Origin of the sequence: Amycolatopsis orientalis, from assembly GCF_000943515.2 — a bacterium.
GTDB lineage: Bacteria > Actinomycetota > Actinomycetes > Mycobacteriales > Pseudonocardiaceae > Amycolatopsis > Amycolatopsis orientalis.
This window is the reverse complement of record NZ_CP016174.1, coordinates 8,545,195-8,556,932: the sequence shown is the minus strand read 5'-3', so window position 1 is coordinate 8,556,932 and position 11,738 is coordinate 8,545,195. Positions and strand designations below refer to the sequence as shown.

Here is an 11,738-nt window from a genome sequence, read left to right as displayed (position 1 = left end):
CCGATCAGGGAGGGGGCGCACGGTGTGGACGGGGTCTTGTTTGGTGTTCTCGCGGGTGGGGTACTGGAGTACTTGCGGGGCGTTGAAGAAGGGGCGGGGCCGGATCGGGGTCCGGAACCGCCGGAAGTGCTCAGGCTGGTCGCGGCCTGGCGCGCGTTACTGCGGATGCACGAGCTGGACGGGGTCGGCCGGTGCGTCGTATGCGGGCACGCGCGGCTGTTCGGGCCGCGGCCAGCCGGGTGCCGGGGTCCTTCGCGGGGAATCTTCGCCGGACGGCTGCCGATCAGACGGCGCCCGGTGGGTCTCTGCACGGTGTGGCAGGTCGCCGTGGGGTACTTCATCCGAAGAGCGCCCGACGGCGTCGCGTGAGGGCGCTGAGGGTGCGGAAAGCCGGACCTGCTCGGAGCCGGAGGACCCACGACGCTTCCTGTGCCCAAAGCCGGAGCACACAGCGGAGATCCTGAAGGCGCGCCAGAGCGCCGTTGCCCGGCGCGCGTGTGCTTCAGGCGGGATTACCGGTGTAGCGGTGGGGAAAGAGGCTCGATCAGCCGACGTTGACGCCGCGGGCGGCGAGCCACGGGCGCGGGTCGATCTTCTTCGTGCCGTTCTGCCACACCTCGAAGTGCAGGTGCGGGCCGGTGCTCTGGCCACGGTTGCCGACCTCGGCGATCTCCTCGCCGCACTTGACCTTCTGGCCTTCGCGGACGGAGAACGAGTTCATGTGGCCGTAGACGTGGATCGTGCCGTCGGCGAGCTGGACCTTGACCCAGAGACCGAAACCGCTGGCCGGGCCGGCCTCGATGACCGTGCCGTCGGAGGCCGCGACGATCGGGGTGCCGATCGGGGCCGCGATGTCGATGCCGAGGTGGCTCGTGCCCCACCGGGCGCCGAAGCCCGAGGTGAAGGTGCCCTTGGCGGGCATGCAGGTCTTGGGCCGCTTGGCCTCTTCGGCCGCCTTGCGGGCCGCTTCGGCCTCACGCTTGACGCGGGCCTGGGTGATGCTGCTGTTCTCCGAGAGCTTCTGGGCTTCGGCGGAGGCGTTCGTCGAGTGGCTGGTCGGCAGCAACTCGGGGGCGCCACCACCGGCTCCGCCGCCGAGGGCGAACGAAGCGCTCGCGTCCTGGGTGCTGGCCAGCGGGGTGACAGCGGCGTCGGAGGATTCCGAAACGGACTTCAGGGTCTGCCCGGCAGCGGCGGCCGCGAAGGCGCCGGCAGCGACGGCTGCGACCACGACACGGCCGCGAAGAGCCGAGGACGGGGGCGACAGGCGGTGCGAGCCCCGGACGCGGACGACCGCACCATCCAGTGCGTTCTCGAGCGCCGGGGAAGGAGCTTGGCCGCCGGGGGAGCGGTGTGAAGCCAAGACGGGGCCTTCCATGTTCGGGGAGTCTGATCAAGAGCCCGGGCGGGGGAACCCGGTGAACGACCTCGGGGGTGGTTCGTTCGTTGCTCTCATTCGTGATCTGACTGTAATGGGGACGCGGGAACAGTAACGAAGCGGTACCCCGATCAGCAAGATCTGAGGCCTTCCTCGGCCGATCGGGCGACGGCGATCTGGCCGTTATCCAGTGAATATTACCCAAAGTTAAAGGAGGTTTACTCGTAACCTTGTGACTTGCGTTACAGGTTCATGCGGCCGTTCGGGGGTACCGGAGGGCCGGGAAGGAGGCGAACGGGGGAAATAACCGGTTGCCGAGAGGTGTTGAAGGAGGTTTATCCGCCGTCGGTCCCCGTGGGACCTGCTGTGTCCTCGTGACGACCCACTGTGACCCGCCGCTGACGTGCCCGGTCTGCCGCCGTGACGCACCGCGACCCCTTCCCGAGCTGCCGCCCCTGCCTGCTGTCGCGCCGGTGCGGGTCCGGCTTGCTAGCGTCGCCGTCGATGACTTCGCGCTCACGGCCCCCTGGTGACGAATCCGCGGAATCCGCGGAACCGGCCGGGCAGTCCGTCCCCGGGACAGCCTCCGCCGAACTTTTCCGGAGCGAACCGGGCGCCCGCCCGCGAGCGCTCGTGCTGTCGGCGGGGCTGGTGTCGGCCGGTGCGGTCGCGCTGACCGCCGGCGCGTTGCTGCCCGTCGTCCGGGCCGGTTCGCCCGGATTCACCGCCTGGCCGGTGCTGGTCGTGCTGGCCTTGGTTCCCGCGGCGGCAGTGCTCCACGCGGTGGTCACGGGACGCGCCGGGCTCGCGTCCGGGCTGGTGCTCGGCCTGACCGCGCTGGCGCCCGGACGGTTGCTGCTGGATCTGCAGCTGCTCGCGGACGGATCGCTCGCCGCGCGGCCGGAACTGTTCCTCGCCGATCGCCTGCTGACACTGCCTCCCGCCGGGCCGGGACTGTGGGCGCTGGTGGTGGGGCACCTGCTCACCCTCGCCGCCGGCGCGTTCGCCGCGGGCACCGCCCGCGACGAGGCGGAACTGGCCGGCGAACTCGACGGGCGGCGGCGCTGGCGGCTGCTCGGGCCGGTCCTCGGCGTGGCGGGCGGGCTCGGGCTGCTGCTCCCGCCGTTGGGGTCGGGCAACGCGTACCTGCTGGCCAAGAACGCCTTCGAGGGCCCGACGGTCGCGATGGCCGGGTATCTGCTGCTCGCGGCCTTGCTTCCGCTGACCGTGCTCGTGGCGGTGAGTTCACCCTCGGCCGCGGTGGGCAAGGGCGGGTTCGCCGGTGCGGCGCTGGCGGCGCTCGCGGTCGGCGTACCGCAGGTGCTCGCGGGGCTGGTCGTGGACAGGCTCTCGGTCGCGCCGGGGTCGGTCGTGGTGACTCTCGCGGGTTCGGCGCTGCTCGGGCTGGCCTTCACCCGGTTCGACGGCGCGGAGGCCGGTGAGGCGGTCACCGGGGATCTGGCAGGCGAGGCCAGGCTGCCCGGACTGTTCTGGTGGCGGCTGGCCACCGGCGCGCTGGCACTGCTCGCCGCCGCGACGGCGGTCGCGGGCGCGCTGACCCCGGTATTGAAGGCCAACGGTGCGACGCCCGTCCCGGAGACGCCGGCGCGCTGGCTGCTGCTCGGCGCCGCCGTCGTACTCGCCGTACCGGCGCTGTTCGTCTTCGTGCCGAGGCTTTCGGCGTTCGCCAGGGGAGTCGTCGCGGCCACGTGGGTGGGCGTCGTCCTCGCGGGCGCGGCCGTGCTGAGCGCGGCCCTGTCCGTGACCGAGGACAAGGCGGTCGACCCCGCGTTGTTCGGTGTCGACCTCCCGGTGCTGCCGGACAAGATCGGCTTCTCGGCGGGCCCCGGCGTCACCTGGACCTTCATCTCCCTCGCGCTGGCGGCCATGGCCGGGCTCGCCGCCGTGATCACCGGGGTGGTGGAGCGTGACGACGACGCCGCCGATGCTGCCGACGACGGCTCACGGACGAGCGGCAACGTGCTCACCCCGGTCGTCGCGGCGGCGGTGCTGGCGGTCGCCGCGTTCGGCACGCCTGTGTTCACTGCCCCCGGCTACACCGCGCCGGGTCTGTGGTCGGACTTCGGCTCGGCGTCGTGGGGTCTGCTCGGCGCGCTCGCGGTCGTGCTCGGCCTGTACGCGCTCGTCGTGCGTTCGCGTCCGGTCGCGGCCGCGTCCGCGCTGATCGGTGCCGCGCTGGTACTCGACCTGCGCGCGGCGGAGTGGGCACTTGTCGGTTCGGAGTACGAGGGCGCGTCGGCGGGTGTCGGGTTCTGGCTCGCGTTGAGCGCAGCCGTCGTCTCCTTCGTCGCGGCCGGGATGGCCGTCGCGGGTTCGAGGCGGTCCAGGTGACCCGTCGTCTCCTGCGCGTCGTGCTGGCCGAGTTCGACATCGCGGATGGTTCGGCCGTCGCGCTCGGGAGGCTGCTGCGCGACGACGGGGTCGAGGTCGTCTACTCCGGGCGTCTCGGCGCCACCGAGCAACTGGTCCGGACGGCTGAACAGGAGGATCCGGACATCCTCGGCGTCGTGCGGGGAGCGAGTGAGCCGGAAGGGCTCGCCGAAGCGCTCCCGGACGTCCTTCTCTTCGCGGTCGGTAACGGGCCGAGCCGGTTCGAGAACGCCTTCGAAACGCTGGAAGAGGCGGCGAACTGGGTCTCCGGTGTGCGGTCTCACACCGTGGAAACACCGTCTGACCGCGTACGGTGACCGACTTCACCAGGTGCGGAGTCCCCTGCTTCTGCGCAGGTCGCTAACCTCGACTGGTCCGACAGCGCGGTCCGGCAACGGACCACCACAGTGGCGTGTCGTCAGGAGACTGGAGTAGTGGACCTCTACGAATACCAGGCGAGGGATCTCTTCGCCGCCCACGGAGTACCGGTTCTGCCGGGTGCCGTGGCAAACACCCCCGAAGAAGCCAAGGCCACCGCCGAGAAGATCGGCAACCAGGTCGTCATCAAGGCCCAGGTCAAGACCGGCGGCCGCGGCAAGGCCGGCGGCGTCAAGCTGGCCCAGACGCCCGACGAGGCCGCGGAGAAGGCCGAGGCGATCCTCGGTCTGGACATCAAGGGCCACATCACGCGTCGCGTGCTGGTGGCCGAAGCCTCGGACATCGCCGAGGAGTACTACTTCTCCTTCCTGCTGGACCGTGCGAACCGCACCTTCCTCGCGATGGCTTCGGCCGAAGGCGGCGTGGAGATCGAGCAGCTGGCCGTCGAGCGTCCCGAGGCGCTCGCGAAGATCCCGGTCGACGCGATCAACGGTGTCGACAAGGCAAAGGCCGTCGAGATCCTGACCGCGGGCAAGTTCCCGGAGAAGGTCATCGACGAGGCCGCCGACGTCGTCGTGAAGCTCTGGGAGACCTTCGTCTCCGAGGACGCGACCCTGGTCGAGGTCAACCCGCTGGTCCGTGACCCGCAGGACAAGATCATCGCCCTCGACGGCAAGGTCACCCTCGACGAGAACGCCTCGTTCCGTCAGCCGGGCCACGAGGCCCTGGTCGACAAGGACGCGGAGAACCCGCTCGAGGCCAAGGCCAAGGCCAAGGACCTCAACTACGTCAAGCTCGACGGCGAGGTCGGCATCATCGGCAACGGCGCGGGCCTCGTGATGTCCACTTTGGACGTCGTGGCCTACGCGGGCGAGAAGCACGGCGGCGTCAAGCCCGCCAACTTCCTCGACATCGGCGGCGGCGCTTCGGCCGAGGTCATGGCGGCCGGGCTGGACGTCATCCTCAACGACACCGACGTGAAGAGCGTCTTCGTCAACGTCTTCGGCGGCATCACCGCTTGCGACGCGGTCGCGAACGGCATCGTCGAGGCGCTGAAGATCCTGGGCGACGAGGCCACCAAGCCGCTCGTCGTGCGGCTGGACGGCAACAACGTCGTCGAGGGTCGCCAGATCCTGGCCGACGCGAACCACCCGCTGGTCACCGTGGTGGACACAATGGACAACGCGGCCGACAAGGCCGCCGAGCTCGCCGCGGCAGGTGCGTGAGATGTCGATCTTCATCAACGAGAACAGCAAGGTCATCGTCCAGGGGCTCACCGGCTCCGAGGGCATGAAGCACGCGACCAAGATGCTGAAGTCCGGCACGAACATCGTGGGTGGCGTCAACGCCCGCAAGGCCGGCCAGACCGTCTCCATCGAGGGCAAGGACCTCACCGTGTTCGGCACGGTCGAGGAGGCCATCAAGGAGACCGGCGCCGACGTTTCGGTCATCTTCGTGCCGCCGAAGTTCGCCAAGGACGCGGTCATCGAGGCGATCGACGCCGAGATCCCGCTCGCCGTGGTGATCACCGAGGGCATCCCGGTGCACGACTCGGCCTACTTCTGGGCGCACGCGGTCGCGACGGGCAACAAGACCCGGATCATCGGGCCGAACTGCCCCGGCGTGATCAGCCCCGGCAAGTCGAACGCGGGCATCATCCCGGCCGACATCACCGGCGCCGGCCCGATCGGCCTGGTGTCGAAGTCCGGCACGCTGACCTACCAGATGATGTACGAGCTGCGTGACATCGGTTTCTCGACCGGTGTCGGCATCGGCGGCGACCCGGTCATCGGCACGACGCACATCGACGCCCTCGAGGCGTTCGAGGCCGACCCCGAGACCAAGGTCATCGTGATGATCGGCGAGATCGGCGGCGACGCCGAAGAGCGCGCCGCGGCCTACATCAAGGAGAACGTGACGAAGCCGGTCGTCGGTTACGTCGCGGGCTTCACCGCGCCCGAGGGCAAGACCATGGGCCACGCCGGCGCCATCGTCTCCGGCTCCTCCGGCACGGCCGCCGCCAAGAAGGAGGCCCTCGAGGCCGCCGGCGTCAAGGTCGGGAAGACCCCGAGCGAGACCGCCGTCCTGGCGCGCGAGCTGTACAACAGCCTCTGACCCTTCGGAGACTGACGCTTACCCCGGCGGGCCGGGCACCCCCGGTGCCCGGCCCGCCTGCTTCTACCCCTCCCTCCCGCCCCCGCGCGTCGACTTTCGCCCCCTAATCGCGCTCCCTGGGGCAGGTCGACTTTCGCCCCCTAATCGCGATCCGGGGGCCGTGTCGACTTTCGCGGGCTGACCGCGATCCGCGGGGGCGCGTCGCGATTAGGGGGCGAAAGTCGAAACGGGCGTCGACGGGGGTTCCGCACGGAACCCGATCGGGTGTACAGACGTCTCAGAGCCCGAGGCGTGGGGTGACCGCGTGTGCGCTAGCGTTCGAGCATCACAGCCGCCTCGTTTGTCCCGGGAGTCCCGCGTGCCCCGGGGTGCCGGTCGAACGACAGGAGAGCATTCGGATGTCCTATCCCAGCGGTGGGCCCGGCTACCCCCAGCAGGGTGGCGGCCAGCAACACCCCAACCCCGGCTCGGGAGCCTTTCCACAGCAGCAGGCGCCGTCGCAGGCGGCCCCGCTGAACCTGGCGCTGCTGCTCGCGCTCGCCGTCACCGTCCTCGGGCTGGTGCAGTTCTTCATCGGTTTCTCCGACGAAGCCGACGCCGCCGGACAGGTTTCGGTCTTCCTCCTGGTCAGCGGTCTGCTCGCGGCCTTGCACGCGCTGCCGCGCGGCCCGAAGACGCTGCCGTTCGCGGCGTTGTTCAGCGTCCTCGGCGCGTTCGGCGGTCTCGACCTGATCATCGGCTACGGGGGCGGTCGTGACGAGGTCTCGGTCCCGGGCATCCTCACCGTGGTGCTGATCCTGGGCATCCTGCAGATGCTGGTCGCGGTCGCCGCGCTGCTCTTCGAGCACGAGGTCATCAAGCTGCCCGCCGCGAAGCCGCAGCAGCAGTCGCCGCAGGGCCCCTACAGCCAGCAGTTCCCGCAGCAGGGCCCGCAGGGTCCGTTCGGCCAGCAGGGGCAGCAGGGGCCGGCCGCCACTCAGGTCCAGCCGTTCCCCGGCGCGGGCCAGCAGGGGCAACAGGGCCAGCAGGGTCAGCAGCAGGGCGAGCCGTCCGGCCCGTTCTCGCAGCCGGGCGGGTTCCAGCCGCCGGTCACGCAGCCGCCGGGCCAGCAGGCCACGACGTACGCGCCGCAGCAGGGCCAGTTCTTCCAGCAGCCGCCGTCCTCCTCCTCGGAGCAGGGCCAGAACCCGGGTACGCCGCCGGGTGGGTTCGGCCAGCAGAGCTGATCTCTCGCACGTAAAAAGCACCCGCTGTGACTCTCCGTGTCACAGCGGGTGCTTCTTTTTCCGGGGTTACCCGACCGGGTGGGTTGGGCCACGCGCGCCGTCCGACGGCGGCGTGCCTCACCCGGACGGACCAGTCCGGATGTCATGGTGCGGATCATGAAGCTGCTCACCCGTGACGAACGCCCGCCGGGCGAAGAGCCGGTGAGCGACCTCGTCCCCGAGCCGGAGGTGTCCAGGGCGAAGCGGGTCCGGGTGTTGCTCGCCGCCGCCTGCGCGCCCTTGCTCTTCTCCTACACCGCCGTCGCGACCGTCCTCGCGGTGGTCGCGTTCGCCGCCGACCGTTCCCGCTTCTCCGGCATCGGCACCCTGCGCGCCGCGGGTCCGGGCTGGCTCGCCTCGTGGCAGGTGGGACTCGAATTCGGCGGCCACCCCCTCAGCGTGCTGCCGCTCCTGCCGACCATCGCCGTCGCGTGGTTCACGGCGCGGACGGCTTCGCGGGCCGTGCGCCGGATCGGCGGCGGGACCCCGGCCGACGCGGTTCCGGTGGTCGCGGTGATCGCCGGGTCGCACGCGTTGTTCGGCGTGCTCATCGCTCTGCTGGCCGGGGGATCGCCGGTCGGGGTGAACCCACTGACCGCCTTCTGTGTGCCAGGGCTCCTCGCCGGGCTCGCCGCCGTCGCGGGAACCGCCAAGCGGTGCGGATCGCCCGCTACGCTGCGGGAGCGATTCGACCCGGTGGCCGTCCACGGGCTGCGGGCGGGCGCGCTCGGCCTCGCCGCGCTGATCGCCTGTGGCGCGGCGGTGTTCACCACCGTCACCGCCGTCTCATGGTCCACTGTGGACGGCTTGTTCGAACCGGGCCTCGGTGCGAGTCTTGGCTTGTTCCTGCTTTCCGTGGCCTATCTGCCGAACGCCGTCATCGCCTCGCTGTCCTTCACCACCGGTCCGGGATTCTCGGTCGGTTCCCTGACCGTCGGCATGTTCGGCTACCGCGAAGGGCAGCTGCCGGGAGTGCCGGTGCTGGCGGGGATCCCGTCGCATCACGCGGTCTGGTGGCCGGCGCTGCTGCTCCTGCCCGCGCTGGTCGGCGCGCTGGTCGGCTGGAAGATCCGCGCGATCGACGAGGATCCGATGCTGCGGATGCGCGCGGTCGCCGTCGCCGGTGCGCTCGTCGCGTTCGGCTGCGTCGTCCTCGGGACCCTCGCCGGTGGCCGGCTCGGTGACGGGCCGTTCGATCCGGTCAGCGTGCCGGTCGGGGTCGCTTCGGTGATCACCTTCTGCTGGATCGTCATCCCCGGCGGGTTCGTCGCCTTCTTCACCGGTGCGCACGAGGCTCCCGAACCGCCTGGGGAACCGGGCGAAGACACCGAAGACACCGAAGACACCGATGCCACCGAAGACATCGACGCCACCGAGGTCGCCGAAGCCGACGAAGAAGTCGTCGAGTCCGAAGAGGGCGAAGCAGCGGAACCGGACGAAGTCATCGAGGCCGAGGCCGAATTCGAGGACGAAGCCGAAGCGGAACTCGCCCGCGAGCTGGGTGAGGACCTCGACGGGACCCCGGCCGAAATCGAGCCCGGATCCGAGCCTGAGCAGGACATCGCTGTGACCGAGTCCACCGACGGGTCCGGCGACGAAAGCTCGCCCGGCGGCGACCGTTAGGGTTGACGCGACCAGGTGAAGCGCCGTACGCCCGAGTGCGTACCGCCGTGGCAAGGAGCCCGTTCTGGCTAGTCGGTTGGACCTGCCCACTCCGGTGAAGCTCGTCGTCCTCGCGTCCGGTTCCGGCACGCTGCTGCAGGCCGTGCTCGACGCCGCCGAAAAGCCGAACTATCCGGCGAAGGTCGTCGCCGTCGGAGCCGACCGCACCGGGATCGAGGCGCTCACGCGGGCCGAACGCTCCGGCGTCCCGTCGTTCGCCGTGCGGATGGCCGACCATCCGGACCGCGCGGCGTGGGACAAGGCGATCACCGAAGCCGTCGCCGCCTACCAGCCCGATCTGGTCGTTTCGGCGGGGTTCATGAAGATCCTCGGCGCCGAATTCCTCGCGCGGTTCCCCGGCCGCGTGATCAACACGCATCCGGCCTTGCTGCCGTCGTTCCCCGGCGCGCACGCCGTGGCCGACGCGCTGGCGATGGCCGTCAAGGTCACCGGGTCGACGGTCCATTTCGTCGACGCCGGGGTCGACACCGGTCCGATCATCGCGCAGGAGGCGGTGGTCGTGGAGGCCGATGACGACGAGAACGTCCTGCACGAGCGGATCAAGGCCGTGGAACGCAGGCTCCTGGTGGAAACGATCGAAAAACTCGGCCGGAGCGGGTGCGCGGTCGAGGGACGAAAGGTGAGGTTTTCGTGAGTACCGCACAGGGACAGCGTCCCGTCCGTCGCGCGCTGATCGGCGTCTCGGACAAGGCCGGCCTGCTCGAACTCGCCACCGGGCTGCACGCGGCGGGTGTCGAGATCGTGTCGACCGGCGGCACGGCGAAGGTCATCGCGAACGCCGGGGTGCCGGTGACGCCGGTCGAAGAGGTCACCGGGTTCCCCGAGTCCCTCGACGGCCGGGTCAAGACGCTGCACCCGCGCGTGCACGCGGGCCTGCTCGCCGACCGTGATCGCCCGGAGCACGTCGAGCAGCTCAAGCAGCTCGACATCGCGCCGTTCGACCTGCTCGTGGTCAACCTGTACCCGTTCACGCAGACCGTGGCCTCGGGCGCGAGCCCGGAGGACTGTGTCGAAAACATCGACATCGGCGGCCCGGCGATGGTGCGCGCGGCGGCGAAGAACCACAACAGTGTCGCCGTCGTCGTCGACCCCTCCCGCTACGAGTGGGTGCTGGAGCGCGTCGCCGCCGGTGGTTTCGAGCTGGCCGACCGCAAGCGCCTCGCCGCGCAGGCGTACGCGCACACTGCCGCGTACGACACCGCTGTCGCCGCGTGGTTCGCCAACGTCTACGCGCCTGCGGACGACTCCGGTTTCCCGGACTTCACCGGTGCTTCGTGGGAGCGCGGCGACGTCCTGCGCTACGGCGAGAACCCGCACCAGAAGGCCGCGCTGTACAAGCATTGGCGCCCTGGCCTCGCGCACGCGGAACAGCTGCACGGCAAGGCCATGTCGTACAACAACTACGTCGACACCGACGCCGCGCGCCGCGCCGCCTACGACTTCGAGGCCCCGGCCGTCGCGATCATCAAGCACGCCAACCCGTGCGGGATCGCCGTGGGTGAGGACATCGCCGAGGCGCACCGGAAGGCGCACGCGTGCGACCCGGTTTCGGCCTACGGCGGGGTGATCGCGACCAACCGGCCGGTGAGCCGCGAGGCCGCCGAGCAGATCTCCGAGGTGTTCACCGAGGTCGTCCTGGCGCCGGACTTCGACGCGGAGGCGCTGGAGATCCTGCAGCGCAAGAAGAACGTGCGGCTGCTGAAGCTGCCCGCCATCACGTCGCCGGATCCGATCGAGTTCCGGCCGATCTCCGGCGGCATGCTGGTGCAGACCGTCGACACGATCGCCGCCGAGGGCGACGACCCGGCGAACTGGACGCTGGCGACCGGCGCGCCCGCCGACGAGCGGACGCTGGCCGACCTCGAGTTCGCGTGGCGTTCGCTGCGCGCGGTGAAGTCGAACGCGATCCTGCTGGCGAACGACGGCGCGACCGTCGGCGTCGGCATGGGCCAGGTCAACCGGGTCGACTCTTCGCGGCTCGCGGTCTCGCGGGCGGGAGACCGGGCGAAGGGCTCCGTGGCCGCTTCGGACGCCTTCTTCCCGTTCCCGGACGGGCTCGAGGTCCTGCTGGAGGCCGGTGTCCGCGCCGTCGTCCAGCCGGGCGGCTCGATCCGCGACGCCGAGGTCATCGCCGCCGCCGAGGCCGCCGGGGTCACCCTGTACCTGACCGGCACGCGCCACTTCGCGCACTAGCCCAGGTCGCGTTTCGCGGGCTAACCGCGCTCCGGTCGCCCCCGGCGCCGACTTGCGTTTAGCCCCCTAATCGTGATCCCGGGGGTGCCCGCGGACAGGACCGCGGGCATTCCCGGTGCCCGGCCCCGGTCGCCGTGCCATGCTGGCCGCGTGTCGACTTCAGCGGGCTAATCGTGACGCGGTGCGGACGCGAGGATCGGTAGGAGGAACGGGTGAACCAGCCGCCGCAGGGGTATGGCCAGGGACCGGGTCATGGCCCGCCACCTGGGCCGGGAGGCCGCCCGGGCTATGGACAGCAGCCTGGGTACGGCGCGCCTCAGCCCGGTGGGCCTGGG

Annotated in this window: 10 protein-coding genes; 9 read left to right on the top strand and 1 reads right to left on the bottom strand. The window is 70.6% G+C overall.

All coding sequences use genetic code 11. From position 1 onward, the window contains the following. Nucleotides 1-126 precede the first annotated feature (126 nt). Nucleotides 127-369 carry a hypothetical protein gene (locus tag SD37_RS37275; protein WP_044855657.1) on the top strand — a complete coding sequence of 81 codons (243 nt, stop codon included), beginning with the start codon at nucleotides 127-129 and terminating at the stop codon, nucleotides 367-369. A 175-nt stretch (nucleotides 370-544) separates the two neighbouring features. Here SD37_RS37275 and SD37_RS37270 read toward each other — a convergent pair whose 3' ends face one another. Beyond that, nucleotides 545-1,231 carry a M23 family metallopeptidase gene (locus SD37_RS37270; RefSeq protein WP_037314917.1) on the bottom strand — a complete coding sequence of 229 codons (687 nt, stop codon included), beginning with the start codon at nucleotides 1,229-1,231 and terminating at the stop codon, nucleotides 545-547. A gap of 651 nt (nucleotides 1,232-1,882) precedes the next feature. Between SD37_RS37270 and SD37_RS37265 the strand changes: the two genes are divergently transcribed. The 8 genes from SD37_RS37265 (at nucleotide 1,883) to purH (ending at nucleotide 11,403) form a co-directional block, all read left to right on the top strand. Next, complete coding sequence (locus tag SD37_RS37265; RefSeq protein WP_052675135.1) at nucleotides 1,883-3,730, top strand: hypothetical protein; 1,848 nt, start codon at nucleotides 1,883-1,885, stop codon at nucleotides 3,728-3,730. Continuing rightward, nucleotides 3,727-4,086 (top strand): hypothetical protein, encoded by a 360-nt coding sequence (locus SD37_RS37260; protein ID WP_044855656.1) that lies wholly within the window; start codon nucleotides 3,727-3,729, stop codon nucleotides 4,084-4,086. Before SD37_RS37265 ends, SD37_RS37260 begins: the two co-directional genes overlap by 4 nt. 117 nt (nucleotides 4,087-4,203) lie before the next feature. Beyond that, entirely contained in the window at nucleotides 4,204-5,373 is a 1,170-nt protein-coding gene (gene sucC / locus SD37_RS37255) for an ADP-forming succinate--CoA ligase subunit beta (protein ID WP_044855655.1), read from the top strand. Between the two features lies 1 nt (nucleotide 5,374). Further along, the gene (gene sucD / locus SD37_RS37250; protein ID WP_037314929.1) at nucleotides 5,375-6,262 is read left to right on the top strand and encodes a succinate--CoA ligase subunit alpha; all 888 of its coding nucleotides are present in this window, start codon (nucleotides 5,375-5,377) and stop codon (nucleotides 6,260-6,262) included. A 398-nt stretch (nucleotides 6,263-6,660) separates the two neighbouring features. Further along, complete coding sequence (locus tag SD37_RS37245) at nucleotides 6,661-7,488, top strand: DUF5336 domain-containing protein (RefSeq protein WP_044855654.1); 828 nt, start codon at nucleotides 6,661-6,663, stop codon at nucleotides 7,486-7,488. Between the two features lie 144 nt (nucleotides 7,489-7,632). After that, nucleotides 7,633-9,150, top strand: coding sequence for a cell division protein PerM (locus tag SD37_RS37240; protein ID WP_145926821.1), 1,518 nt, complete (start codon nucleotides 7,633-7,635; stop codon nucleotides 9,148-9,150). A gap of 76 nt (nucleotides 9,151-9,226) precedes the next feature. Beyond that, on the top strand, nucleotides 9,227-9,844 hold the full coding sequence (gene purN / locus SD37_RS37235) for a phosphoribosylglycinamide formyltransferase (protein WP_044855653.1): 618 nt from the start codon (nucleotides 9,227-9,229) through the stop codon (nucleotides 9,842-9,844). After that, nucleotides 9,841-11,403, top strand: coding sequence for a bifunctional phosphoribosylaminoimidazolecarboxamide formyltransferase/IMP cyclohydrolase (gene purH / locus SD37_RS37230; protein ID WP_044855652.1), 1,563 nt, complete (start codon nucleotides 9,841-9,843; stop codon nucleotides 11,401-11,403). The genes purN and purH overlap by 4 nt, the downstream gene beginning before the upstream one ends. The last annotated feature ends 335 nt before the right edge of the window (nucleotides 11,404-11,738 follow it).